This is a genomic window from Streptomyces sp. NPDC006435 (assembly GCF_040612315.1).
Lineage (GTDB): Bacteria > Actinomycetota > Actinomycetes > Streptomycetales > Streptomycetaceae > Streptomyces.
In genome coordinates this window covers 104,093-129,384 of the sequence record NZ_JBEXPY010000028.1, presented here as the reverse complement: position 1 = coordinate 129,384, position 25,292 = coordinate 104,093, and the positions used below count along the sequence as shown (strand labels likewise).

Here is a 25,292-nt window from a genome sequence, read left to right as displayed (position 1 = left end):
GTCGACGGCTTCGTCTACCGCCTCAAGGAGGGGGCGTGGACCTGGAAGCCCGAGTGCGGGTCCGTCCGGCGATCGGCGTACGGGGGAGGGGCCCGGCGGCCCCGGCGGGTTCTCAGCCCGCGGCGGCGGGCTCCGGCTGCTCCACTGCGGGGCCGGGCACCGAAGCCCCGGCCGCCGGCCGCTCGCGCAGCGACAGCAGCACCCGCACCACCGCGATCCACACCAGGCACGAGCCCAGCATGTGCAGGCCGACCAGCAGCTCCGGGGTGTCCAGGAAGTACTGGACGTAACCGATCACGCCCTGGGCCATCAGGACCAGGAAGAGATCACGGGCACGGTGCCGCGGGCCGACCGGCGCGTCCACGGCCTTGAGCACGAACCAGAGCGCGACGGTCAGCGCCACCACGACCCAGGCCAGGTCGGCGTGCAGCTGGGAGACCAGCTTCCAGTCGATCGGGATGCGGTGCACGTCGCTGGAGTCGCCCGCGTGCCGTCCGGCGCCGGTGACCACCGTGCCGACCGCGACCAGCAGCCCCGCGGCGCCCGCGAGCAGCCAGGCCAGCTGGGAGACCGCCTTGCCGACCAGCGGCCGGGGCTCCCCGTCGCCCTCGTCGATCCGGTGCCAGGTCACCATCGCGACGGTCAGCAGCGCCGTGGAGAGCAGGAAGTGCGCAGCGACGGTGTACGGGTTGAGGCCGACCAGCACCACGATCCCGCCGAGCACGGCGTTGCCCATGACGATCCAGAACTGCAGCCAGCCGAGCCGGGTGAGGGCGCGCCGCCAGGGCTTCGCGGACCGGGCGGCGATGATCGCCCACCCGACGGCCGCGCACAGCACGTAGGTCAGCATCCGGTTGCCGAACTCGATGACGCCGTGGAAGCCCATCTCGCTCGTGGCGGTGAGGCTCTCGTCGGTGCACTTGGGCCAGGTGGGGCAGCCGAGACCGGAACCGGTCAGCCGCACCGCGCCGCCGGTCACGACGATGAGCACGGACATGACGACGGCCGACATGGCCGCACGGCGGACCGTGCGGCGGGTCGGGGTCCATCGCTCGGCGATGTAGAGGAGCGGGTTCCGCGCGGCTTGAGCGACTTCGGCTCGGGTCGGTTTGGGCACGCGCACCATCGTAGGCGGCGGCTTGTGCAAGCTTTCACGAGGGGGACGAGTCGCGCGAAACGTCGACGGAACGCATCCGCCCGCTCACCCGCGGCGGGCGGCCCCCGCTCACTCCCAGCGGAAGAACCGGGCCGCGGCGCCCAGCCCGAGCACCGACCACACCAGCAGGACGCCGAGGTCGCCCCACGGCATCGACGCGCCGTGCTGGAGCACCCCGCGCAGGCCGTCCGACAGGGCCGTGATCGGCAGCAGCCCCAGCACCGACTGCACCGCGTCCGGGAACTTGTCCAGCGGCACGATCACCCCGCCGCCCACCAGCAGCAGCAGGAAGACCAGGTTGGCCGCGGCGAGCGTCGCCTCCGCCCGGAGCGTGCCGGCCATCAGCAGCCCGAGCCCGGAGAAGGCCGCCGTGCCGAGCACGAGCAGCAGCAGGACGGCGAACGGGTTGCCCTGCGGCGACCAGCCCAGCGCGAACGCGATCACCGTCAGCAGCACCACCTGGAGCACCTCGGTGACCAGCACCGCGAGGGTCTTGGCGGTCATCAGCGCCCAGCGCGGCAGCGGCGAGGCGCCGAGCCGCTTGAGCACCCCGTAGCGCCGCTCGAAACCGGTGGCGATGGCCTGGCCGGTGAAGGCCGTGGACATGACGGCGAGCGCCAGGATGCCGGGCGCCAGGAAGTCCACGGACCGGCCCGCGCCGGTGTCCACGATGTCGACCGCGCTGAACAGCACCAGCAGCAGCGTCGGGATGACCACGGTCAGCAGCAGCTGCTCGCCGTTGCGCAGCAGCATCCGGGTCTCCAGGGCGGCCTGCGCGGTGATCATGCGGGACAGCGGGGCGGCGCCAGGCCGCGGGGCGTACGTACCGGCGCTCATGCGCGCAGCTCCTTGCCGGTCAGTTCCAGGAAGACGTCCTCCAGGGTGTGCCGCTCCACGGAGATGCCGGAGGGCATCACTCCGTGCTGGGCGCACCAGGAGGTGACGGTGGCCAGCAGCTCCGGGCCGACGTCGCCGGTGATGCGGTACGTGCCCGGCGAGATCTCGGCCGTCCCGGCGCCGTCGGGCAGCGCCTTCAGCAGGGAACCGAGGTCGAGGCCGGGGCGGCCGGTGAAGCGCAGGGTGTTCTCGGCGCCGCCCCGGCACAGCTCCTCGGGGCTGCCCCGGGCGATGACCCGGCCCGCGTCGATGACGGCGACATCGTCGGCGAGTTCCTCGGCCTCGTCCATGAAGTGCGTGGTGAGGACGATCGAGACGCCGTCGGAGCGCAGCTCGCGCACCAGCTCCCAGGTGGAGCGGCGGGCCTGCGGGTCGAGGCCGGCGGTCGGCTCGTCCAGGAAGACCAGCTCGGGCCGCCCGACCACGGCCATCGCCAGGGCGAGCCGCTGCTGCTGGCCGCCGGAGAGCCGCCGGTAGGTGGTGCGGCCGCAGCCGCCGAGGCCGAGGCGCTCGATCAGCGCGTCGACGTCCAGCGGGTGGGCGTGCAGCTTCGCCACGTGGCGGAGCATCTCGTCGGCGCGGGCCCCGGAGTAGACGCCGCCGGACTGGAGCATCACCCCGATCCGGGGGCGCAGCCGCGCGGAGTCGGCGACCGGGTCGAGGCCGAGGACCCGCACCGTCCCGGAGTCCGGGCGGCGGTAGCCCTCGCAGGTCTCGACGGTGGTGGTCTTGCCCGCGCCGTTGGGGCCGAGGACGGCGGTGATGCCGGGGTGTGCGGTCAGGTCGAGACCGTCGACCGCGGTCTTGTCTCCGTACCGCTTCACCAGACGTTCGATCCGGAGGACGGGCTCGCTTCGCATGGTGGCCAAGTCTAAGGAGCGGCGCGGGGGAGCCCGGCCGCGGGGGCCGGTCGCGTTGCGGTACGAAGCGGACACGGGGGGCGTCGTCGGCGGAGGGGGCGCGTCCATGCGTACTTGTCACAGACATGTCATCTCTGCATCATCTTCTGTGGCTCAGGCCGCAACTGCACCCCCCGCAGCACAGCCATGCACCGCGCACCTTTCGCACCAAAGGGCAGCAGCGGAATGGGCGTCCGGTACGAACCCGCTTCACCAAGGAGAGTTCGTGGCTAGACGCACACACCACAACGACCGAGGCACAGGGCGAGGAGCGACCCTCGCCGCCCTGACCGCCCTGATCACCGTCGTTCCCCTGGGGCTCGGGACACTCCCGGCCCGGGCGAGCGACGCCGCCCCCGCACCCGGCCGTGCCTTCGCCGCCAAGAGCGACGCGAAGCTGGCCCGCCAGTTCGCCGCCGAGGACGGCAGGGCGAAAGTCACCTTCTGGGTGAACCTGACCGGCACGGCCGACAACTCTGGGGCCCACGAGGCCAGGGGCAAGAAGGCCAAGTCACGCGCGGTGTACGACACCATGACCGCCTACGCCGAGAAGGCGCAGGCCGGCCTGCTCGACCAGGTGGCGGAGGAAGGCGGTACGGCCACGTCCTTCTGGATCGCCAACACCGTCAAGGTCACCGGTCGCAAGGCACTCGCCGACAAGATCGCCGCCCGCGCGGACGTCGCCTCCCTGGAGTCCGACGAACCGCTGGAGATCCCCGACCCGCTGCCCGGCGACGAGGAGCCGAAGGCGGACGCGGTCGAGTGGAACATCGACCGCGTCAACGCCCCCAAGGTCTGGAACGAGCTGGGCGTCCGGGGCGACGGCGTCGTCGTCGCCTCCATCGACAGCGGCGTCCAGTACGACCACCCGGCGGTCAGGGCCAAGTACCGGGGCCTGAAGGCGGACGGTTCGTACACCCACGACTACAACTGGTTCGACCCGGCGAAGGTCTGCACGGGCGGGCTCCCGTGCGACAACAACGGCCACGGCACCCACACCATGGGCACCATGGTCGGCGACGACGGCGCCGGCAACCAGGTCGGCGTCGCCCCCGGCGCGAAGTGGATCGCCGCCAAGGGCTGCGAGTCCAGCTCCTGCTCCCGCGACTCGCTGCTCGCCTCCGGCCAGTGGATCGTCGCCCCGACGGACGCGAACGGCGCCAACCCGCGCCCCGACCTCGCGCCCGACGTGGTGAACAACTCCTGGGGCTCGTCCGTGTACGACGCCTGGTACCGGGCGATCGTCCAGTCGTGGCGCGACGCCGGCATCTTCCCGGCCTTCTCCAACGGCAACAGCGGCCCGGCCTGCAACACCTCCGGCTCCCCGGGCTCGTACACCAACTCGTACTCCTCGGGCGCCTTCGACATCAACAACACCATCGCCTCCTTCTCCTCGCGCGGCACCGGCGAGAACGGCGCGATCAAGCCGAACCTGGCGGCCCCCGGCGTCAACATCCGCTCCTCCTGGGCCGGCGGCGGCTACAACAGCATCTCCGGCACGTCGATGGCCTCGCCGCACACCGCCGGCACCGTCGCCCTGATGTGGTCGGCCTCGCCCGCGATCCGCGGCGACGTCGCGGAGACGGAGAAGCTGCTCGACCGGAGCGCGGTCGACGTCGACAACACCACCTGCGGCGGCACCGCGGCCAAGAACAACGTCTTCGGCGAGGGCCGTCTCGACGCCTACGCCGCGGTCGAGGCCACCCCGCGCGGCGCGCTCGGCGCCCTGTCCGGCACCGTCACCTCCGGCGGCACCGCGCTCGCGGACGCGCAGGTCGCCCTGTCCGGCCCGATGCGGACCACGGTCTCCACCGGTGCCGACGGCTCCTACACCCTGCCGAAGCTGATGGTCGGCGACTACACGGCCGAGGTGACCAAGTTCGGCTACGTCGCCGCCACCGGTACCGTCACGGTCCTGGAGGACCGGGCGGTCACCAAGGACTTCGCCGTCCAGGAGGCCCCGTCGGCCAGGCTCACAGGCAAGGTCACCACAGAAGCGGGCCCCGAGGCCGGCGCCGCGCTGGTCGTCCAGGGCACCCCGGTGCGGGGCACCACGGCCGCCGACGGCTCGTACGCGTTCACCCTGCCCGTCGGCGACTACGACGTGGCCGTCACCCCGGTCAGCCGCTGCGCCACGGGCACCAGCACCGGCGTCGCGCTGAGCGGCGACACCGTCAAGGACATCGAGCTGGCCCCGCGCACCGACACCTCCGGCACGGCCTGCCGCCTCACCGCCGACAGCGCCTTCCCGACCGGTGACACCAAGCTGACCATGTCCAGCCAGACCACCGGCTCGGCCGCGGTGAACCTGCCCTTCCCGGTGGCGCTGTACGGCAGGACCTACCGCACCGCCACCGCCACCACCGAGGGCGTCCTCGCCCTCGGCACCAGCAGCACCTCGTCGTCCAACAGCACGCTGCCCACGACGACGACACCGAACGGCGCCCTGTACCCGTTCTGGGACAACCTCCAGCTGGACGCCGCCTCGGGCGTCTACACCGGCACCACCGGCACCGCCCCGCACCGCCGCCTCGTCGTCGAGTGGCGCGACGTGCAGACCTACGCGAGCACCGCCCAGCGCATCAGCTTCGCCGCGGTGATCGGCGAGGACGGCCAGGTGTCCTACCACTACAAGGACATCGGCACGGGCAGCTACGAGAACGGTTCGAGCGCCACGATCGGCCTGGAGAACGCCACCGGCACCGACGCCCTGCTCTACTCGTACAACGAGCCGGTCGTCGGCGACGGCATGAGCATCACCTTCCGCACCACCCGGAGCGCGGTCGTCGCCGGCACCGTCACCGACGGCAACGACGGCCGGGGCGTGGAGGGCGCCACGGTCTCCGTCCGCAAGGACGGCACCGAGGTCGCCACCGCCACCACCGGCGCCGACGGCGGTTACCTCGCCCAGGTCCCGGCCACCGGCACGGCGACGGCGTACGACGTCTCCTTCGGCGCCGCGCACTACGCGGCCGCGGCCACCGACCGCAGCGTCAGGGCCACCGAGATCACCACCGCCGACGCGGTGCTCGGCACCGGCCGGGTCACGGCCGACCGCACGGCGATCACCGAGATCGTCCCGGCCGACCAGAGCCGCGAGCGCACGGTCACGCTGGGCAACGACGGCTCCACGACGCCCTACACGGTCGAGGAGAAGAGCGGCGCGCCCTGGCTGAGGATCACCCCGGCCTCCGGCGACCTCGCGCCGGGCGGCACCCGGAAGGTGGCGCTCACCGTCGACACCACGGGCGCGACACCGGGCTCGGTGCTCACCGGCACGCTCCGGATCGCCTCGGAGTCCGGCCGGACCCCGGTGCTCGAACTGCCGCTGAAGATCGTCGTGCCCGCCTACCAGGTGGCCGTCGACGCCGGTGCCGCGGCCGCCTCCACCGACACGCGCGGCGACGGCTGGCGGCCCGACCAGGAGTACAGGGCCGGCTCGTACGGCCACCTCGGCTCCACCGGCAAGGTCTCCACGGCCAAGGCGATCACCGGCACCGCCGACCCCGAGCTGTACCGCAGCGCCCGCCAGGGTGCCTACGAGTACCGCTTCGACGGCCTGGCCGACGGCGTCTACCAGGTGGACCTCGGCTTCGCCGAGCTGGGCAACGCCAAACCGGCGGACCGGGTGATGGACGTGATGGCCGAGGACACGGAGAAGATCTCCAACCTCGACGTCACGCTGGCGGCGGGCACCTTCGCCGCCCTGGACAGGACCTTCACGGTCGAGGTCACCGACGGCCGGCTGAACCTCCGGTTCGTGGGCGTCTCCGGCAAGACGCTCGTCAACTCGGTCCGGGTGAGCCACCGCCCCGACCTCGGCTGACAGCGGGAGAACGGCCGGGCGCCGGGACCGCCCCGAGGGGGCGGCCCCGGCGTCGCCGTGCCGGCCGCCGGGCGCCCGGGGAGCGGGCGGAACCCGCCTCCCGAAGATCATTCCCACAGGTCAGGTAAGGCTTACCTGGGTGATGCACGCCATTGCCGCCGGTTCCGGCGCAGGTTGTCAGTGCCGGATTAATTACGCAACAATGGCGTTGTGAAATACGTCGGCGAGGCTCCCCAGGAGGAACTCGCGACCGGAGAACGCTCCACGCGCAATCGGGTCGCGCGCTCCATCCTGGACCACGGCCCGTCCACCGTCGCCGAGCTGGCGAAGCGCCTCGGCCTCACCCAGGCGGCGGTCCGCCGCCACCTCGACGCCCTCGTCACCGACGGCGTCGTCGAGGCCCGTGAGCAGCGGGTGTACGGGGCGCGGACCCGCGGCCGACCCGCCAAGGTGTTCGCCCTCACCGACTGCGGACGGGACGCCTTCGACCAGTCCTACGACCAGCTCGCGGCGGACGCCCTGCGCTGGATCGCGGAGAACGCGGGCGAGGAGGCGGTCGCCGCCTTCGCCCGGTCCAGGATCGAGGCCCAGTCCGGCGCGTACCGCGCCGCGGTCGAGGCGGCGGACCCCGGGGCCCGCACCGAAGCACTGGCCAAGGCCCTCTCCGCCGACGGGTACGCTGCTACGGCGCGTAGCGCGCCCGGCCCGCAGCACGGCGAACAGCTGTGCCAGCACCACTGCCCGGTCGCCCATGTCGCCGAGCAGTACCCGCAGCTGTGCGAGGCGGAGACGGAGTTCTTCTCCACTCTCCTCGGGACGCATGTGCAACGTCTGGCCACCATCGCCCATGGCGACGGGGTGTGCACGACGTACATTCCGCGCAGCGGCCACGCAGCACCACAGACCACCAATTCAGCATCTGCAAGCACGGCCGGGAGGAACCCCGCATGACGCTCCCCACGGAGACTGCCCACCCTGAGCTCGAGGGTCTGGGTACGTACGAATTCGGCTGGGCCGACTCCGACGCGGCAGGCGCCGCCGCCAAGCGCGGGCTCTCCGAGGAGGTCGTCCGCGACATCTCGGCGAAGAAGAACGAGCCCGAGTGGATGCTGAAGCTGCGCCTCAAGGGTCTGCGGCTCTTCGACAAGAAGCCCATGCCCAACTGGGGCTCGGACCTGTCGGGCATCGACTTCGACAACATCAAGTACTTCGTGCGGTCGACGGAGAAGCAGGCGGAGTCCTGGGAGGACCTGCCCGAGGACATCAAGAACACCTACGACAAGCTCGGCATCCCGGAGGCGGAGAAGCAGCGCCTGGTCGCCGGTGTCGCCGCGCAGTACGAGTCCGAGGTCGTCTACCACCAGATCCGCGAGGACCTGGAGGAGCAGGGCGTCATCTTCCTCGACACCGACACCGCGCTGAAGGAGCACCCGGAGCTCTTCAAGGAGTACTTCGGCACCGTCATCCCGGTCGGCGACAACAAGTTCGCCTCGCTGAACTCGGCCGTGTGGTCCGGCGGCTCGTTCATCTACGTGCCCAAGGGCGTCCACGTCGACATCCCGCTGCAGGCCTACTTCCGCATCAACACGGAGAACATGGGCCAGTTCGAGCGGACGCTGATCATCGTCGACGAGGACGCCTACGTCCACTACGTCGAGGGCTGCACCGCCCCGATCTACTCCTCCGACTCGCTGCACTCCGCGGTCGTCGAGATCATCGTGAAGAAGGGCGGCCGCTGCCGCTACACGACGATCCAGAACTGGTCGAACAACGTCTACAACCTGGTCACCAAGCGCGCCGTGGCGTACGAGGGCGCGACCATGGAGTGGGTCGACGGCAACATCGGCTCCAAGGTCACCATGAAGTACCCGGCCGTCTACCTGATGGGCGAGCACGCCAAGGGCGAGACCCTGTCCATCGCCTTCGCGGGCGAGGGCCAGCACCAGGACGCCGGCGCCAAGATGGTCCACATGGCGCCCAACACCTCCTCCAACATCGTCTCCAAGTCGGTGGCGCGGGGCGGCGGCCGTACCTCCTACCGCGGTCTGATCGAGATCGGCGAGGGCGCCCCGGGCGCCAAGTCCAACGTGCTCTGCGACGCGCTGCTGGTCGACACCATCTCGCGCTCGGACACCTACCCGTACGTCGACGTCCGCGAGGACGACGTGTCCATGGGGCACGAGGCGACCGTCTCCAAGGTCTCCGAGGACCAGCTCTTCTACCTGATGAGCCGCGGTCTGACGGAGTTCGAGGCGATGGCGATGATCGTGCGCGGCTTCGTCGAGCCGATCGCCAAGGAGCTGCCGATGGAGTACGCCCTCGAACTCAACCGGCTGATCGAGCTGCAGATGGAGGGTTCGGTCGGCTGACAGGCCCCGACCGAGAACCTCCCGACTTCTGACAGAGAAAGTGAGCACCACGACAGCCATGGCTGAGGCCCAGAATCTTCCGACGGGTTCCACCACCGCCGGTTCCATCGCGGTGGCCGCCGAGTCGACCGTCGCCACGCGCATGAGCGCACCCCCGTCCTTCGACGTCGCGGACTTCCCCGTCCCGCACGGCCGCGAGGAGGAGTGGCGGTTCACGCCGCTGGAGCGGCTGCGCGGACTGCACGACGGCACGGCCGTCGCCACCGGCGGCGGCGTGAAGGTCGCGATCGAGGCCCCCGAGGGCGTCACGGTCGAGACCGTCGGCCGGGACGACGCCCGGCTCGGCCGGGCCGGCACCCCGGTGGACCGCGTCGCCGCCCAGGCGTACAGCTCCTTCGAGCAGGCGTCCGTGGTCACCGTCGCCAAGGAGGCCGTGCTCACCGAGCCGATCCGGATCGCGGTGCACGGCGAGGGCGGCGTGGCCTACGGCCACCAGGTCGTCGAGCTCGGCGCCTTCGCCGAGGCCGTCGTCGTCATCGACCACACCGGTGACGCGGTGCTCGCCGCCAACGTGGACTACGTCCTCGGCGACGGCGCCAAGCTCACCGTTGTCTCCGTGCAGGACTGGGACGAGACCGCGGTCCACGTCGGCCAGCACAACGCGCTGGTCGGACGGGACGCCTCGTTCAAGTCGATCGTCGTCACCTTCGGCGGCGACCTGGTCCGGCTCCACCCGCGCGTCAACTACGCGGGCACCGGCGGCGAGGCCGAGCTCTTCGGTCTGTACTTCACCGACAAGGGCCAGCACCAGGAGCACCGCCTCCTGGTCGACCACAACACCCCGCACTGCAAGTCCAACGCCGCCTACAAGGGCGCGCTCCAGGGCGACGGCGCGCACGCGGTGTGGATCGGCGACGTCCTCATCCAGGCCGCGGCCGAGGGCACCGACACCTATGAGATGAACCGCAACCTCGTCCTCACGGACGGCGCGCGGGTCGACTCGGTGCCGAACCTGGAGATCGAGACCGGCGAGATCGTCGGCGCCGGCCACGCCTCCGCGACCGGCCGCTTCGACGACGAGCAGCTCTTCTACCTCATGTCCCGGGGCATCGGGGCCGAGGAGGCCCGTCGGCTCGTCGTGCGCGGCTTCTTCGCCGAGCTGGTCCAGCAGATCGGTCTGCCGGACGTCGAGGAGCGGCTGATGGAGAAGATCGAGGCCGAACTGAAGGCTTCCGTCTGATGGCCTTCGTGAAAGCGTGCGCGCTGAGTGAGCTGGAGGACGACACCCCGAAGCGGGTGGAGCTCGACGGCGTCCCGGTCTCCGTCGTCCGCACCGAGGGCGAGGTGTTCGCGATCAACGACATCTGCTCGCACGCGAACGTCTCGCTGTCCGAGGGCGAGGTCGAGGACTGCTCGATCGAGTGCTGGCTGCACGGCTCCAGCTTCGACCTCCGCACCGGCAAGCCGTCCGGCCTTCCCGCGACGCGCCCCGTCCCCGTATACCCCGTCAAGATCGAAGGGGACGATGTGCTCGTCTCCGTCACCCAGGAGTCCTGAGTCACCCATGGCAACGCTTGAAATCCGCGACCTGCACGTCTCCGTCGAGGCCGACAACGCCACGAAGGAGATCCTCAAGGGCGTCGACCTGACCGTGAAGCAGGGCGAGACCCACGCCATCATGGGCCCCAACGGGTCCGGCAAGTCCACCCTCGCGTACTCCCTCGCGGGTCACCCCAAGTACACGATCACCAGCGGCTCGGTGACCCTGGACGGCGAGGACGTCCTGGAGATGTCCGTCGACGAGCGCGCCCGCGCCGGTCTGTTCCTGGCCATGCAGTACCCGGTCGAGATCCCCGGCGTCTCGGTCTCCAACTTCCTGCGCACCTCCGCCACCGCCGTCCGCGGCGAGGCGCCCAAGCTGCGCACCTGGGTGAAGGAGGTCAAGGAGACGATGGGCCGGCTCCAGATGGACCCGGCGTTCGCCGAGCGCAACGTCAACGAGGGCTTCTCCGGCGGTGAGAAGAAGCGCCACGAGATCCTCCAGCTGGAGCTCCTCAAGCCGAAGGTCGCGATCCTCGACGAGACCGACTCCGGCCTGGACGTCGACGCCCTGCGCATCGTCTCCGAGGGAGTCAACCGGGTCCGCGAGACCGGCGAGGTCGGCACCCTGCTGATCACGCACTACACGCGGATCCTCCGTTACATCAAGCCCGACTTCGTGCACGTCTTCGCCAACGGCCGCATTGCCGAGTCCGGTGGTGCCGAGCTCGCCGACAAGCTGGAGAACGAGGGCTACGAGGCATATGTGAAGGGTGGCGCTTCCGCGTGACACAGCTGCCGGGCCTCCTCGACACCGAGGCGATCCGCAAGGACTTCCCCCTGCTGGATCGGACGGTCCACGACGGGAAGAAGGTCGTCTACCTGGACAGTGCGGCGACCTCGCAGAAGCCGCGCCAGGTGCTCGACGCCCTCAACGAGTACTACGAGCGGCACAACGCCAACGTGCACCGCGGTGTGTACACGATCGCGGAGGAGGCCACGGCGCTGTACGAGGGCGCCCGTGACAAGGTCGCCGCGTTCATCAACGCGCCCAGCCGCGACGAGGTGATCTTCACCAAGAACGCCTCCGAGTCGCTCAACCTCGTGGCCAACATGCTCGGCTGGGCCGACGAGCCCTACCGGGTGGACCACGACACCGAGATCGTCACCACGGAGATGGAGCACCACTCCAACATCGTGCCGTGGCAGCTGCTCTCGCAGCGCACCGGCGCGAAGCTGAAGTGGTTCGGCATCACCGACGACGGCCGCCTCGACCTGTCCAACATCGAGGAGATCATCACGGAGAAGACGAAGATCGTCTCCTTCACCCTGGTCTCCAACATCATGGGCACGATCAACCCGGTCGAGAAGATCATCCGCCGGGCCCAGCAGGTCGGCGCCCTGGTCTGCATCGACGCCTCGCAGGCCGCCCCGCACATGGTGCTCGACGTGCAGGCGCTGCAGGCCGACTTCGTGGCCTTCACCGGCCACAAGATGGTCGGTCCGACCGGCATCGGCGTGCTCTGGGGACGGCAGGAACTCCTGGAGGACCTGCCGCCGTTCCTGGGCGGCGGCGAGATGATCGAGACCGTGTCGATGCACTCGTCGACGTACGCCCCCGCGCCGCACAAGTTCGAGGCCGGTACGCCCCCGATCGCGCAGGCCGTCGGCCTCGGCGCGGCCGTGGACTACCTCTCGGCGATCGGCATGGAGAACATCGCCCGGCACGAGCACGCGATCACCGAGTACGCGGTGAAGCGGCTGCTGGAGGTGCCCGACCTGCGGATCATCGGCCCGTCGACGGCCGAGGACCGGGGCGCCACGATCTCCTTCACGCTGGGCGACATCCACCCGCACGACGTGGGCCAGGTGCTCGACGAACAGGGCATCGCCGTCCGGGTCGGACACCACTGCGCACGACCGGTCTGCCTGCGGTACGGAATTCCTGCGACCACGCGGGCGTCGTTCTATCTGTACTCCACGCCCGCCGAGGTCGACGCCCTGGTGGACGGCCTGGAGCACGTACGGAACTTTTTCGGATAAATGGGCGAGCGGCTGAGGGTTGACTGGTGAAGCTTGATTCCATGTACCAGGAAGTGATCCTGGACCACTACAAGCACCCCCACGGGCGTGGCCTGCGGGACGGCGACGCCGAGGTGCACCACGTCAATCCGACGTGCGGCGACGAGATCACTCTCCGGGTGAAGTACGACGGCGAGACCATCGCCGATGTGTCGTACGAGGGTCAGGGCTGCTCCATCAGCCAGGCCAGTGCCTCCGTACTGAACGATCTGCTGGTCGGCAAGGAACTGGGCGAGGCGCAGAAGATCCAGGAGACCTTCCTGGAGCTGATGCAGTCGAAGGGCCAACTGGAGCCGGACGACGCGATGGAGGAGGTGCTGGAGGACGCGGTCGCGTTCGCCGGCGTCTCCAAGTACCCCGCCCGGGTGAAGTGCGCGCTGCTGAGCTGGATGGCGTGGAAGGACGCGACGGCCAAAGCGCTGTCCGAAGGGAAGACGGCATGAGCGAGAACACGGTGACAACCGACGAGAGCCCGACGATCAAGCCGGCCTCCGAGGAGGAGGTCCGTGAGGCCCTGTACGACGTCGTCGACCCCGAGCTGGGCATCGACGTCGTCAACCTCGGCCTGATCTACGGCATCCACATCGACGACGCCAACATCGCCACCCTCGACATGACGCTGACGTCCGCGGCCTGCCCGCTGACCGACGTCATCGAGGACCAGGCGAAGTCCGCGACCGAGGGCATCGTCAACGAACTGCGGATCAACTGGGTCTGGATGCCGCCGTGGGGCCCGGACAAGATCACGGACGACGGGCGCGAGCAGCTGCGCGCGCTGGGCTTCAACGTCTGAGTTCCGACGTCCGGGCCGTACCGCCCGGGCTTCGACGTCCGAGCCGCGCATCGCGGTGAACGGCCCCCGGGACCCGAAAGGTCCCGGGGGCCGTTCGCATGTTCTCCGGCGGTCCGCGCGACCGGTCTGCGGCCGCACGGCCGAAGCGGCGCCCGGAGCCGGCTCTCACGGCTTCGGGCGCCCGCGCTGCCGCAGGGCTCCCCGTCGCCCGTGCGCTCTCAGCCGAGGAGTGTCGTCAGGATCAGTTCGTAGAAGACGAGGTAGGCCAGCAGCGAAAAGGGAATGGCGGTCAGGAGGGCCAGCACGCGTTCTCTGTGGGTGCGGCCCATGAGCAGGGGCACGAGAACCAGAACGGCGAGGCAGGCCCATGCCTGGGGGGCGTAGTGAAGAATCCAGGCGTAGTGGATGGCTTCCGTGCCGAAAACGCCCGCCAGGGCGGCAAGGCCGATGACGCGGTGGCGCCGGTCGGCGCCTCGCCACCCGAAGCCCGCCGCTCCGAAGAGGGGACCGGCGACGAACGCCATGCCGAGCCAGACGAGGGGAGCGAACAGAGAGCCCATGCCGTCGCGCGCGACCTCCGCATAGCCGTAGTAGCCGACGACGAGACCGGACTCGGCGAACAGGCCCGCAACGGCGGCCACGGGCAAGCCGGCCTTCCGGGCCAGCAGCGCGCCCGCGGCGAACGCGGCGACGGACCAGACCGCACCGGAGTTGGCGATCTGATTCCACGTACCCGGAAGCCAGCCCTGGAGCAGATTGGTCAGGACGCCGAGAAGGAGTCCTCCGGCGAATGCCGACGCCGTTGCCCGGGCCCAGGCTCTTTTGCTCGTATCGGGCACTGAGGCGATGACCGGGGACGCGCTCATGGTGGTGCTCACTTCTCTGTCGGGTACTGCAGGGCTCACACCTCTTGGTGCAGTTGTAAGGATGCGCGGTGCCGACGGCACGTTCCCGTGACCTGCTGCCGCCGGGCCGAAGAGACCTTCGAGGAGAACACCCGGCTGTCGGCCACCCCCTCGTCCCGCCCGACGGCATCGAGGACCTGGACGGGTGGACGCTCCACCGGCTCCGGCACGGCGACCTGACACACGACGCCGAGAACGGCACCTCGGCTCCCCTGCGCCGCCGTCCTGCTGACGGCCGGTCCCCCCACGGGCGGCGCGCGGGCACGGTGTGTGCCGCTGTTCGTCCTTCGTATGCGTGATGTACGCATGCGCGTGGCCCCGGTGGTGCAGCCTCTCCCCGACCTGTCACGTCGACGAGAGGCATGCCGTGCCGCATCAGCTTTCGTTCACCGACCGCCGGGTGGCCGCCGCGGCCGGTGTCGTCCTCGCACTGACCGCCGCGGGGATCGGCGCCCCCGTGCACGCCGCGGACTACGGGACGCCGACGATCGGGCTCTCGGCCTCCTACCTCTCCGGCGCCGTCGGCGCGACCGGCGACCCCGTGGTGACCGTCACCGTGGCGCAGAGCGGCGCCGACGCGGACGAGCTCCGGGTGGCGGCGTCCGCCAGCTCCCGGTCGTCCGTCGCGGACACCGACGACGTGACCGTGACCGGGACGGGCGCCACCCGGAAGCTGTCCGTCGCCGCCCGCGGCCGCGGCTACACCGACCTCACGATCAAGGTCACCGGACCCGACGGCGCGACCGCCACCAAGAAGCTGCACTACGCCGCGTCGGCCGCGGTCCGCGACGGCGCCGGCACGCGGTACCTCACCGGCTCCTCGGACGCCTCGGCCGCCGTCGACGTGGGCGGCGGATACATGGTCGTCGCCGACGACGAGTCCAACACACTGCGCCTGTACGACCGTTCCGCGTCCGGCGCGCCCGTGCGGAGCTGGGACGTCGGCCCGGACCTCGGGGTGTCGAAGGAGATCGACATCGAGGGCGCGGCCCGGGTCGGCGACACCATCTACTGGACCGGCTCGCTCGGCAACAACAAGGACGGCGAGTACAAGGCCGACCGCAACACCGTCTTCACCACGGAGGTGACCGGTTCCGGGGCCGCCACCCGGCTGACGGTGGGCGGTTCGTACGGGAGGCTCCGCGACGACCTCGTCGCCTGGGACGAGGCGCACGGCGACCGGCTCGGCTTCGCCGAGGGCACGGAGGACGGCGAGGCGCCCAAGCAGATCGACGGATTCAACATCGAGGGCCTGGAGTTCGCCCCCGGCTCGACGACCACCGCGTACCTCGGCTTCCGGGCCCCGCTCGTCCCGCCGAAGGAGGGGGGCAAGGCCCTGATCGTGCCCGTCACCAACTTCGACCGGGTGGCCCGCGACGGGGCGAAGGCGGTCATGGGCGACCCGATCGAGCTGGACCTCGGCGGGCTCAGCATCCGCGACATCCGGAAGAACGCCGCCGACCAGTACCTGATCGTGGCCGGCTCCTGGGCCGCCGACGACAACTCCGACCCGTACGCCCTCTACACCTGGGACGGTGCCGCCGCCCACCCGCCGGTCCTGCGGGCCGAGCTGCCGACCGCGGACCCGGGCGGCTGGGAGGCCGTCGTCGAGGTCCCGGACCTGGCGGACCCGGACGCCCGCGCCCAGCTGATCACGGACTCCGGGTCGGCCGACCTGTACGGCGACGGCACGGAGGCGAAGGACCTCGACCACGCGGAGTGGAAGAAGTCCCGGACGGTCCGGTTCCGCGTCGGCGGCTGACGCGGCGCGGCTACCGGCCGTACGAGTCGTACGGGCCGGGCTGCGGCTGTGCCTGCGTCTGCGGGGGCACGGCCGCGGCCTCCGCGAGGACCGGGCCCAGGTTCTCGGTGCGGATGCGGCGGTCGACGTAGACCAGACCGGTCACCAGTTGCGGGAACGTCGCCGAGAGGAGCTGGCCGATCAGCTGGCCCAGCAGCATGATCACCAGATAGCCGCTCATGGCGAGCGCGACCGAGGCCGGGTTGGGGTCCGCGTCCAGGGTCGCGCCGCCGATGATCCCGGAGAACATGCCGAGGAACGAGAACGGGATCTGGATGAGGTAGTTCGCCACGGCGGCGATGCCGAAGGCCAGCAGGGTGATGCCGAAGACCCGCCACCAGTCGCCGCGCACCAGCTGCGAGGAGCGGCGCAGCGCCGCCACCGGGGACTGGTTCTCGAAGACCGCGACCGAGGGGGCCAGGCAGAACTTCACCCAGAGCCAGACCGCGAGCGGGGTGGTGGCGAAGGCGCCCAGGAAGCCGAGCACGACCCACAGGGTGGCGCCGGTGTCGTGCGCCAGTGTGATCGCGCCGATCACGAGGGCGAAGAAGCCGACCACCATGAGCAGCATCGGGACCATCGCGATCAGGAAGCACAGGAACACCGTCCCGATCACTGCGGGCACCCGGGCCCAGGCCCGGCGCCAGACGGCGGCGAAGGTGGTCGACCGGCCCAGCACGGCTTCCTGGAGGACCACGGGGACGGTCGCGTACATCAGGGCCGTGGCGACCACGAAGGCGAGCATCGCGACCAGCCAGACGACGCCGAGGGCGATCACGAGCGGCACCACGTCGGCCGACGTCGCGTCCTCGTCGGCGCTGAGCTCGACGACCCGGTGCAGCGGGTCGCTGATCGCCGAGTACGCGATCAGGGCCGTCGTCACCACGATCACCAGCGCCCCGCCGTAGGCCGTCGCGCCCATGCCGAACAACTGCTTCCAGTGGCGCCCCATCGCGCTGAAGGCGCCGCCGAGCATGTCCCCGAGTTTCAGGGGCGCCAGCGGGATCACCCCGGGCCTGGGCGGCGGCGGCATCCAGCCACCCCACCCCATGGGCCCCGGGGGTCCCCCGTACGGTGCTCCGCCGCCCCACCCTGCGTCCTGCGCCACTGCCGCTCCGTCATGTCTCGTCGTACGGGTGTCTTGTCGTACTGGTGTTCTTTCGGTCGGGACACCGTAGCGTTTCGGCCGATGGGGGCCTCGGTCCTGTCGCGCGGACGATGATGCGTACACTCGTACACATGGGATACGGGCTGCTGGCGGCGGCGATCGCGGCGGAGGTGGCCGGTACGACGGCCATGAAGTACAGCGAGGGCTTCACCCGGCTCTGGCCGTCGGTGATCACCGTCCTGGGCTATCTCCTGGCCTTCGGCCTGCTCGCCCGGACGCTGAAGACGCTGTCGATGGGCACCGCCTACGCCATCTGGGCCGGGATCGGCACCGCCGCGGTCGCGGCCATCGGCATCCTCTTCATGGGGGAGACCGGCAGTCCGGTCAAGCTGGCGGGCATAGCGCTGGTCATCGCCGGAGTGGTGGTGCTGAATCTGGGCGGGGCCCACTGATGGCGCGCCGCTACGACCCCGGGCGGCGCGACCGGATCATCGACGCCGCGATCCGGGTGGTCGGTGCCGAGGGCATCGCGGGGCTCAGCCACCGCTCCGTGGCGGCCGAGGCCGATGTGCCGCTCGGCTCGACGACCTACCACTTCGCCTCGCTGGACGAGCTGCTGATCGCCGCGCTGCGCCGGTCGAACGAGAACTTCGCCGAAGTCATCCGGGGCGGCGGGGCGTTGGGCGACCCGGACGCCGACCTCGCCGGGGAACTGGCCGGACTGCTGGGGGAGTACTTCTCCGGCGGGCGCGGGCGGGCCGAGCTGGAGTACGAGCTGTATCTCGCCGCGCTCCGCCGGCCCGCGCTGCGCCCCGTCGCCGCCGAGTGGACCGACGGCGTCGCCGAACTGCTGTCCCGGCGGACCGACCCGGCCACGGCGCGGGCGCTGGTCGCGCTGATGGACGGGATCTGCCTCCAGGTGCTGCTCACCGGCGGGGAGTACGACGAGGCGTACGCACGGGAGATGCTCGGCAGGATCGTCGGCTGACGGGCTGACGGGCTGACGGGCTGACGGGCTGACGGGCTGACGGGCTGACGGGCTGACGGGCTGATGGGCTGACGGGCCGCACCGCGTTCCTCACCCCTCGGACGTGCCCCCGTTCCGGACGGCCGCCAGCGCCTCCCGCACGCTCGCCTCGATGTCCGTGACCGGGTACAGCGCCCGGCGGATCGTCCGGTCCCGGTCCACCACCAGCGTCAGCCGCTTCAGCCGGCTCGTCCCGCCCGCCCGGAAGGTCGGCAGGCGCAGCGCCGCCGTCAGCTCCAGCCCCGCGTCGGACAGCAGCGCGAAGCGCAGCCGTTCCGCCTCCGCGAAGGCCCGCTGCTCGTCCGGGCGCTGGGTGGAGATCCCGTGCACGGTCGCGCCCGCCGCCGTGAACTCGGCCAACTGGTCGCGGTAGGTGCAGGATTCGAGCGTGCAGCCGCTCGCGCCCGGGATCTCGGCCCAGTTCGGCGGATAGGCGTCCCGGCGGGCGTAGGCGCCGGGGAAGAGGTACAGGACGGTGTACGGGGTGTCGGCGACCGGGTCGCGCGACTCCCCGTCGTGGCCCGGCAGGTGCAGCTCGGGCAGGCGTGTGCCCACCAGGGCGTGCACCCGGGCCGCCTCCTTCGAGGTCTCCGCGGTCGTCGCCATCGTCTCTCCTTCTCCCAGTACCCAGGTGTCGCCCCAGTCCTGGAGCGCGATCAGTACGGGCAGCAGCGCGCGGCCGCGCGGGGTGAGCCGGTACTCGTACCGGGGAGGCCGGTCCTGATACGGCTCCCGGGACAGCACCCCCGCGTCGACCAGCAGCCGCAGCCGCTCGGTCAGCACCTTGCGGGACACGCCCAGTTCCTGCTGGAGCGCGTCGAAACGGTGCACCCCGCGTGCCGTGTCCCGCACGATCAGCAGGGTCCACCAGTCGCCCACGACATCGAGCGCCTGGGCGATCGCGCAGTCCGCGTCGGCCAGGCTGGTGCGCTGGGGCATGGCTCCTCCGTCTCCCGTTCCGCCTCTTGCTGGATTGACCCGCAGGAAAACACGCTGCCATAGTAAGTTCCCAAAAGGAACTCGGTGAAGGGTGTCGTGGATGAAGGTCTTCGGGGTCGTGCGGGACGTACCGCGCACGGTACGGCTGCTCGCTCTCGGTTCCTTCCTCAACGGGGTCGTCAGCTTCACCTTCGTCTTCCTCTTCGTCTATCTGACCGGCCCGCGCGGACTGGGCGTCCCGCAGGCCGGGGTGATCGCGGGCATCGGCGGCATCGGCCTGGTCGCGGGGAATTTCACCGGCGGCTGGTTCGGCGACCGGTACGGCCACCGCCGGATGCTCCTGACCGGCGCGCTGGTGAGCGGGGCCGCGCTCGCCGCCCTGCCCGTCCTGCCGGTCGCGGCGATGTACGGGGTGCTGCCGCTCGCGCAGTACGCGGCCGGGGTCGTCCGCGCCGCCAACGCCGCACTCGTCGCGGTCTCCGTCCCCGAGGGCGGCAGGCGCCAGAGCTTCGCCCTGGTGCGCGCCGGGAGCAACGCGGCGTTCGCCGTCGGCCCGCCGCTCGGCGCGCTGATCGCGGCCCGCTTCTCGTACGACTGGCTGTTCGTCGCCGACGGCCTCGGGACGCTGCTCTTCGCCGGGTACGCGGCGGCGGTGCTCCCGGCGCACGGCACGGCGCACAGCCGCCCGGCCCGGGACCCCGGCGCGCCCGGCCTCCTGCGGGAGCTGCGGGCCAGGCCCGCGGTGCCGGTCCTGCTCGCCGCGATCCTCTGCGTCGACCTCGTCTACCGGCAGCAGTACTCGACCCTGCCCGTCTTCCTCGCCGAACACGGCCACGACGCCCGGTTCTACGGCTGGCTGCTCTCCATCAACGGCGGCCTCATCCTGCTGCTGGAACTCCCCGCGGCGCACGTGCTGCGCCGGCGGGCGCCGCTGGGCATCGTGGGCGCCGGGCTGCTGCTGGTGGGGCTGGGCTACGCCGTGCTCATCCCGGGCGCCGGCGCGCTGTTCGCCGTCACGATGATGGCCTCGCTGACGGCGGGCGAGATCCTCTACAAGACCACCGCCACGGCCTACGTCGCCGACCAGGCACCCGCCCACGCGCAGGGGCGCTTCCAGAGCCTGTACGCGGGCGCCTCCATCAGCGGACAGGTGCTGGCGCCACCGCTCGGCGGCGCGCTCTACGCCCACGCGCCCGGACTGCTCTGGCCCGTCTGCGCGGTACTGGCCTGCGGCGCGGGGGCGGCGGTACTGGCGGCGCGGCGGCTGCGGGGGGCCGGAGCGCCGTCCGTGCCGGTGTGCGAGGGGCCCGCCGCGCCGGTGCCCGAACGGCGGACACAGCCCGGCTGACCTGGCGGGTCGGCTCTTCGGGGCCGGGCCGCGACCATCCGGTGGGACCGGTTGGCCCCGGTGGTGCCCCGGCGGTTAGGTTTCGTGTCATGACCGACACGACTCCTGCTCGCACCACCGGCGCCGTCGCCGCCGGCCTCGCCACCATCGCCGGCGACGGTTCCGTTCTCGACACCTGGTTCCCCGCCCCCGAACTCACCGCAGAGCCCGGCCCGGCCGGAACCGAACGGCTCACCCCCGACCAGGCCGTCAACCTCCTCGGCGAGGGCGCGGCCAAGGCCGTCGGCGTGGACGCCCGCCGCGGTGTCGAGATCGTCGCCGTCCGTACGGTCATCGCCTCGCTCGACGACAAGCCGCTCGACGCGCACGACGCGTACCTGCGCCTGCACCTGCTCTCGCACCGCCTCGTCCGGCCGCACGGCCAGAACCTGGACGGCCTCTTCGGCCTGCTCTCCAACGTCGCCTGGACCTCGCTCGGCCCGGTCGCCGTGGACGACCTGGAGAAGGTCCGGCTGAACGCCCGCGCCGACGGCCTGCACCTCCAGGTCACCTCGGTCGACAAGTTCCCCCGGATGACGGACTACGTCGCCCCGAAGGGCGTCCGGATCGCCGACGCCGACCGGGTCAGGCTCGGCGCGCACCTCTCCGCCGGCACGACCGTCATGCACGAGGGCTTCGTCAACTTCAACGCGGGCACCCTCGGCACCTCCATGGTCGAGGGCCGGATCTCCGCGGGCGTCGTCGTCGGCGACGGCTCCGACATCGGCGGCGGCGCCTCCACCATGGGCACCCTCTCCGGCGGCGGCAAGGAGCGCATCGTCATCGGCGAGCGCTGCCTGATCGGCGCCGAGGCCGGGGTCGGCATCGCGCTCGGCGACGAGTGCGTCGTCGAGGCCGGGCTGTACGTCACGGCCGGCACCCGCGTCACCCTGCCGGACGGCCAGATCGTCAAGGCCCGCGAGCTCTCCGGCGCCTCGAACATCCTCTTCCGCCGCAACTCGGTCAGCGGAGCCGTCGAGGCCCGCCCGAACAACGCGGTCTGGGGCGGCCTCAACGAGGTCCTGCACAGCCACAACTGACCGGGCGCCACGGGGAAGCCCCGCCGCCCGGTCACGCCTCCCGGGTGGCGCGGAGCAGTTCCTCGTGGACCTCGCGCAGCCCGTCGGCCGCCTCGCGCCCGGCGGGCTGCAGCGGTTCGCGGACCGGACCGGCGTCGAGCAGCGCCTTGGCCGTGACCGTGCCCGGCAGCCCGGACGCCATCATGGCCTCGGCGAGCGGGGCGTTCAGCAGGTTGAGCCGGGCGGCCCGGGCGGTGTCCCCGGCGTCGAAGGCGTCCAGGACCGCCCGCAGCTGACGGGGCGCCACATTGGCGACCGTGCTGACGTAGCCGGCCGCGCCCACCGCGTACAACGGCAGGTTCAGCTCCTCGCAGCCCGAGTAGTACGCCAGCGAGGTCGCGCCGATCACCTTCGTGGAGCCGAGCAGGTCGTAGGCGCAGTCCTTCACCGCCACGACGCGGGGGTGCTCCGCGAGCCGCAGCAGGGTCTCCGGTTCGATGCGGGTGCCGGTGCGGCCGGGGATGTCGTACAGCATCAGCGGGAGGCCGGTCGCGTCGGCGACGCGCCGGAAGTGCGCCTCGACGGCGGCCTGCGGGGGCCTGCTGTAGTACGGGGTCACCACCAGCAGGCCGTCCGCGCCCGCCCGTTCGGCCTGCCGGGCGAGGTCGACGGTGTGCCGGGTGTCCGGGGAGCCGATCCCGGCGACGATCGGCACCCCGTCGCCCACCGCCGCCCGCACCGCCCTCAGCAGCGCGGACTTCTCGGCGTCGGTGGTGGTCGGGGACTCGCCGGTGGTGCCGCTGAGCACCAGACCGTCGCAGCCGTCGGCGACCAGACCGGCGGCGTGCTTCCCGGCGGCGTCCGGGTCCAGCTCGCCGTCGGCGGTGAAGGGCGTGATCATGGCGCAGAGCGCTCGGCCGAAGGGGGCCGCGGTTGCTGTCATTCCCCCAGTCTCAGCCGACCGGAGCGTAAAGGTCCACTTAGCTTTGCTGGGGCCGGTGGGAAAGCAGAACTGAACAGTCGTGGGCGGCGGCCGCGGTCTCTGGCATGATCGAACACCTATGCGGCAGGTCGACATGGGGCGGGGTGCGTGGGCGTGCGGGGACCGACAGGGGCGGGCACCGGGGCGGGAACGGCCGGACGCGGACCGGCGGCGGCCGCGCTCCTGACCGGGGTCCTGGGCCTGACGCTCTCCGGCTGCGCCGGGTTCCTCGTGCCCGCGGGCGAGGGCGAGCCGGAACCGACCCCCAGCGGCTCGTGGGCCGTGCACGCCGACAAGCTGCCCACCCCGTTCCCCAGCGGCTCCGTCGTCCTCCCCGACCGGCCGCCCGCGCAGAGCCCCACCCCCGCGCGGACCACACCCCGGGCCGACTGCCCGTCCTCCGGCGTCGTCGTGGACATGGGGCAGGTGGAGGCGGCGCTCGGCCACCGGGCCGTCGGACTCACCCTCACCAACTGCGGCGACAAGCCGTACCGGGTCCACGGCTACCCGGCCGTCCGCGCCCTGGACGAGGCCGGCGACCCGCTGCCCGTCCCGGTGAACCCCGGGTCCTCCTACATGGGCACCGACCGCGGACCGGAGGAGGCCGTGCTGAAGCCGGGGCAGACCGCGCGCTCCCTGCTGGCCTGGGTCTCCACCCCGACCGGCGGCGACCTCATCGAGGGGGACGCCCTGGAGATCGCCCCGGCGCCCGGCCTGGAGGCGCGCACCTTCCCGCTGGAGGGCAACGACGTGCGGCTGCTCGACGAGCTCAACATGACCGCGTGGCGGACCGACCCCGTGTAGCGGCGCCCGCGCGGGGCCGGCTCAGAGGGCGAGCCTGAAGCCCTCGTGGCTGCGGGCGAAGCCCAGCGACTCGTAGAACCGGTGCGCGTCCGCACGCCGCTTGCCGCTGGTCAGCTGCACCAGCCCGCACCCCCGCAGCCGGGCCCGCTCCACGACCCGCCCCATCAGCTCCCGCCCCAGCCCGCCGCCCCGCCGGTCGGCCCTGATCCGCACCGCCTCGACCAGCGCCCGCTCCCGGCCGCCGCGGCCGAGCCCCGGTATGTACGTCGCCTGCGCGCAGCCCAGCACCGTGCCGCCGTCCACCAGCACCAGCATCTCGTTGCGCGGGTCGTCCGCGATGGCCGCGAAGGCGTTCTCGTACGCCTCGCCGACCGCGACCGAGGCCGGGTCGACGACCCGCTCCTCGTCCGCGAGGAGGGCGAGGACGGCGGGCAGGTCGGCACGGGTGGCGATGCGCAGGATCATGTCCCGGAGTCTGGCACGGGCGCCGGCGCGTCCGTGCCCGGCCACCCGGCCGGCCGCTCGTCCGCCCGCCGGGGCGGACGGGGTCAGCGGCGCGCCATGTACAGCGAGAACGCCTTGTGGAGCACCTTGTTGACCGGGAAGTCCCACTCGCCGACGTACTCGGCGGCCCGGCCGCCGGTGCCGACCTTGAAGCGCAGCAGGCCCAGCAGGTGGTTGCCCTCGTCCAGGGTGTCGGTGATGCCGCGCAGGTCGTAGACGGCCGCGCCCCGCTCGTGCGCGTCGCTCATCATGCGCCACTGGATCGCGTTGCTGGGCTGCACCTCGCGCCTGCGGCCGGTCGAGGCGCCGTAGGAGTACCAGACGTGGTTCCCCACGGTCAGCATCGTCGCGGCGGAGAGCGTCTCGCCGTCGTGCTGGGCGAGGTACAGCCGCATCCGGTCGGGGTCCTCGGCCCGCAGCGCGGTCCACATGCGCTGGAAGTAGCCGAGCGGGCGGGGGATGAAGCGGTCGCGCCCGGCGGTCTCGCGGTACAGCTCGTAGAAGGCCGGGAGGTCCTCGTAGTCGCCCTCGACGACCTTGACGCCCGCCTTCTCCGCCTTCTTGACGTTGCGCCGCCACTGCTGGTTCAGGCCGCCGCGGACGTCCTCCAGCGACCGCCCGGCGAACGGCACCTGGAAGACGTACCGGGGCTGCCCCGCGCTGAAGCCGTCCTCGCTCTCCTCCTCGCCCTGCCGCCAGCCCAGCGCGCGCAGCCGGTCCACCAGCTCGGCGGCCCCCGGCTCCACCGTGTCCGGCCGCACCTCGCGCAGCCGCCCGGCGGCCGGGTCGGCGATGGCGTCCTTCACCGTCCGGGCGTCCCAGCGCCGGGCGACCACCGGCGGCCCCATGCGCACCGTGAACGCGCCCCGCGCCTTCAGGTGCGCCAGCATCGGCTCCAGCCACCGGTCCAGGGCGCCGTCGTGCCAGTCGATGACGGGCCCCTCCGGCAGATAGGCCAGATAGCGCTTCACCCTGGGGATCGGCCGGTACAGGACGAGCCCCGCTCCGACGATCCGCTCCCGGCCGGTGCCGTCCCGGTCGAACCAGCCGATGCTCTCCGTGCGCCAGTCGGGCTTCACATCGCCCCATGAGGGGACCTGCATGTGGCTCACGGCCGGCCGGCTCGCGACGAACGCCAGGTGCTCCTCGCGGTCGATCGTCCTGAGTTGCGGCGCCATGCGGTACTCCGTTCGTCGTGCGGTCCGTGGGCCCGGCCGCGCAGCGGGGCGTGCTGTTGACCTCAAGTGGACTTGAG

General features: G+C 71.7%; 24 protein-coding genes. 15 read left to right on the top strand and 9 right to left on the bottom strand.

The window, feature by feature from the left end; translation table 11 throughout:
- Positions 1 to 112 precede the first annotated feature (112 nt).
- From ABZZ04_RS25690 to ABZZ04_RS25680, 3 genes are all read right to left on the bottom strand, one after another.
- On the bottom strand, positions 113 to 1,126 hold the full coding sequence (locus tag ABZZ04_RS25690; RefSeq protein ID WP_356934562.1) for a COX15/CtaA family protein: 1,014 nt from the start codon (positions 1,124 to 1,126) through the stop codon (positions 113 to 115).
- A 99-nt stretch (positions 1,127 to 1,225) separates the two neighbouring features.
- Positions 1,226 to 1,993, bottom strand: a complete 768-nt coding sequence (locus ABZZ04_RS25685; protein ID WP_356934561.1) for an ABC transporter permease — start codon at positions 1,991 to 1,993, stop codon at positions 1,226 to 1,228.
- A complete protein-coding gene (locus ABZZ04_RS25680; protein ID WP_356934560.1) occupies positions 1,990 to 2,913 on the bottom strand; it encodes an ABC transporter ATP-binding protein in 924 nt (307 codons plus the stop codon). The genes ABZZ04_RS25685 and ABZZ04_RS25680 overlap by 4 nt, the downstream gene beginning before the upstream one ends.
- 265 nt (positions 2,914 to 3,178) lie before the next feature.
- Between ABZZ04_RS25680 and ABZZ04_RS25675 the strand changes: the two genes are divergently transcribed.
- From ABZZ04_RS25675 to ABZZ04_RS25635, 9 genes are all read left to right on the top strand, one after another.
- Positions 3,179 to 6,778 carry a S8 family serine peptidase gene (locus ABZZ04_RS25675; protein ID WP_356934559.1) on the top strand — a complete coding sequence of 1,200 codons (3,600 nt, stop codon included), beginning with the start codon at positions 3,179 to 3,181 and terminating at the stop codon, positions 6,776 to 6,778.
- A gap of 210 nt (positions 6,779 to 6,988) precedes the next feature.
- Positions 6,989 to 7,729: a metalloregulator ArsR/SmtB family transcription factor gene (locus ABZZ04_RS25670; protein ID WP_356934558.1), complete on the top strand. Its 741-nt coding sequence runs from the start codon at positions 6,989 to 6,991 to the stop codon at positions 7,727 to 7,729.
- A complete protein-coding gene (sufB, locus tag ABZZ04_RS25665; RefSeq protein ID WP_266736472.1) occupies positions 7,726 to 9,147 on the top strand; it encodes a Fe-S cluster assembly protein SufB in 1,422 nt (473 codons plus the stop codon). The genes ABZZ04_RS25670 and sufB overlap by 4 nt, the downstream gene beginning before the upstream one ends.
- A gap of 58 nt (positions 9,148 to 9,205) precedes the next feature.
- On the top strand, positions 9,206 to 10,387 hold the full coding sequence (sufD, locus tag ABZZ04_RS25660; RefSeq protein WP_356934557.1) for a Fe-S cluster assembly protein SufD: 1,182 nt from the start codon (positions 9,206 to 9,208) through the stop codon (positions 10,385 to 10,387).
- Positions 10,387 to 10,704 (top strand): bifunctional 3-phenylpropionate/cinnamic acid dioxygenase ferredoxin subunit, encoded by a 318-nt coding sequence (locus tag ABZZ04_RS25655; protein WP_148834126.1) that lies wholly within the window; start codon positions 10,387 to 10,389, stop codon positions 10,702 to 10,704. The genes sufD and ABZZ04_RS25655 overlap by 1 nt, the downstream gene beginning before the upstream one ends.
- Before the next feature lie 7 nt (positions 10,705 to 10,711).
- Positions 10,712 to 11,476, top strand: coding sequence for a Fe-S cluster assembly ATPase SufC (gene sufC, locus ABZZ04_RS25650; RefSeq protein ID WP_148834125.1), 765 nt, complete (start codon positions 10,712 to 10,714; stop codon positions 11,474 to 11,476).
- The gene (locus tag ABZZ04_RS25645) at positions 11,473 to 12,729 is read left to right on the top strand and encodes a cysteine desulfurase (RefSeq protein ID WP_356934556.1); all 1,257 of its coding nucleotides are present in this window, start codon (positions 11,473 to 11,475) and stop codon (positions 12,727 to 12,729) included. The genes sufC and ABZZ04_RS25645 overlap by 4 nt, the downstream gene beginning before the upstream one ends.
- A gap of 26 nt (positions 12,730 to 12,755) precedes the next feature.
- The gene (sufU, locus tag ABZZ04_RS25640) at positions 12,756 to 13,211 is read left to right on the top strand and encodes a Fe-S cluster assembly sulfur transfer protein SufU (RefSeq protein WP_148834121.1); all 456 of its coding nucleotides are present in this window, start codon (positions 12,756 to 12,758) and stop codon (positions 13,209 to 13,211) included.
- Positions 13,208 to 13,561 carry a metal-sulfur cluster assembly factor gene (locus tag ABZZ04_RS25635; RefSeq protein WP_148834119.1) on the top strand — a complete coding sequence of 118 codons (354 nt, stop codon included), beginning with the start codon at positions 13,208 to 13,210 and terminating at the stop codon, positions 13,559 to 13,561. The genes sufU and ABZZ04_RS25635 overlap by 4 nt, the downstream gene beginning before the upstream one ends.
- A 218-nt stretch (positions 13,562 to 13,779) precedes the next feature.
- On the opposite strand, the gene ABZZ04_RS25630 is transcribed toward ABZZ04_RS25635, so the two are convergent.
- Positions 13,780 to 14,439: a DUF6518 family protein gene (locus tag ABZZ04_RS25630; protein WP_356934555.1), complete on the bottom strand. Its 660-nt coding sequence runs from the start codon at positions 14,437 to 14,439 to the stop codon at positions 13,780 to 13,782.
- Positions 14,440 to 14,833: 394 nt separating this feature from the next.
- Between ABZZ04_RS25630 and ABZZ04_RS25625 the strand changes: the two genes are divergently transcribed.
- Positions 14,834 to 16,228 (top strand): hypothetical protein, encoded by a 1,395-nt coding sequence (locus ABZZ04_RS25625; RefSeq protein WP_356934554.1) that lies wholly within the window; start codon positions 14,834 to 14,836, stop codon positions 16,226 to 16,228.
- A 10-nt stretch (positions 16,229 to 16,238) separates the two neighbouring features.
- Here the strand turns inward: ABZZ04_RS25625 and ABZZ04_RS25620 are convergent, their stop codons facing one another.
- Entirely contained in the window at positions 16,239 to 17,300 is a 1,062-nt protein-coding gene (locus tag ABZZ04_RS25620; RefSeq protein WP_356934553.1) for a hypothetical protein, read from the bottom strand.
- 206 nt (positions 17,301 to 17,506) lie between these two features.
- Between ABZZ04_RS25620 and ABZZ04_RS25615 the strand changes: the two genes are divergently transcribed.
- The gene (locus ABZZ04_RS25615; RefSeq protein ID WP_356934552.1) at positions 17,507 to 17,827 is read left to right on the top strand and encodes a multidrug efflux SMR transporter; all 321 of its coding nucleotides are present in this window, start codon (positions 17,507 to 17,509) and stop codon (positions 17,825 to 17,827) included.
- Positions 17,827 to 18,363, top strand: a complete 537-nt coding sequence (locus ABZZ04_RS25610; protein WP_356934551.1) for a TetR family transcriptional regulator C-terminal domain-containing protein — start codon at positions 17,827 to 17,829, stop codon at positions 18,361 to 18,363. Before ABZZ04_RS25615 ends, ABZZ04_RS25610 begins: the two co-directional genes overlap by 1 nt.
- A 90-nt stretch (positions 18,364 to 18,453) precedes the next feature.
- Here the strand turns inward: ABZZ04_RS25610 and ABZZ04_RS25605 are convergent, their stop codons facing one another.
- The gene (locus ABZZ04_RS25605; RefSeq protein WP_356934550.1) at positions 18,454 to 19,341 is read right to left on the bottom strand and encodes a winged helix-turn-helix transcriptional regulator; all 888 of its coding nucleotides are present in this window, start codon (positions 19,339 to 19,341) and stop codon (positions 18,454 to 18,456) included.
- Between the two features lie 100 nt (positions 19,342 to 19,441).
- Here ABZZ04_RS25605 and ABZZ04_RS25600 point away from each other — a divergent pair, with 100 nt between their 5' ends.
- Both ABZZ04_RS25600 and dapD read left to right on the top strand, forming a co-directional pair.
- A complete protein-coding gene (locus ABZZ04_RS25600) occupies positions 19,442 to 20,689 on the top strand; it encodes an MFS transporter (protein ID WP_356934567.1) in 1,248 nt (415 codons plus the stop codon).
- Positions 20,690 to 20,778: 89 nt separating this feature from the next.
- Positions 20,779 to 21,768 (top strand): 2,3,4,5-tetrahydropyridine-2,6-dicarboxylate N-succinyltransferase, encoded by a 990-nt coding sequence (dapD, locus tag ABZZ04_RS25595; protein WP_356934549.1) that lies wholly within the window; start codon positions 20,779 to 20,781, stop codon positions 21,766 to 21,768.
- A gap of 31 nt (positions 21,769 to 21,799) precedes the next feature.
- Here the strand turns inward: dapD and dapA are convergent, their stop codons facing one another.
- Positions 21,800 to 22,690: a 4-hydroxy-tetrahydrodipicolinate synthase gene (dapA, locus tag ABZZ04_RS25590; protein WP_356934548.1), complete on the bottom strand. Its 891-nt coding sequence runs from the start codon at positions 22,688 to 22,690 to the stop codon at positions 21,800 to 21,802.
- A 153-nt stretch (positions 22,691 to 22,843) separates the two neighbouring features.
- On the opposite strand from dapA, the gene ABZZ04_RS25585 reads away from it, so the two are divergent.
- On the top strand, positions 22,844 to 23,533 hold the full coding sequence (locus tag ABZZ04_RS25585; protein ID WP_356934547.1) for a DUF4232 domain-containing protein: 690 nt from the start codon (positions 22,844 to 22,846) through the stop codon (positions 23,531 to 23,533).
- A 21-nt stretch (positions 23,534 to 23,554) separates the two neighbouring features.
- Here the strand turns inward: ABZZ04_RS25585 and ABZZ04_RS25580 are convergent, their stop codons facing one another.
- Positions 23,555 to 23,998, bottom strand: coding sequence for a GNAT family N-acetyltransferase (locus tag ABZZ04_RS25580; RefSeq protein WP_356934546.1), 444 nt, complete (start codon positions 23,996 to 23,998; stop codon positions 23,555 to 23,557).
- A gap of 83 nt (positions 23,999 to 24,081) precedes the next feature.
- Complete coding sequence (locus tag ABZZ04_RS25575) at positions 24,082 to 25,215, bottom strand: peptidoglycan bridge formation glycyltransferase FemA/FemB family protein (RefSeq protein WP_356934545.1); 1,134 nt, start codon at positions 25,213 to 25,215, stop codon at positions 24,082 to 24,084.
- Between the last annotated feature and the right edge of the window lie 77 nt (positions 25,216 to 25,292).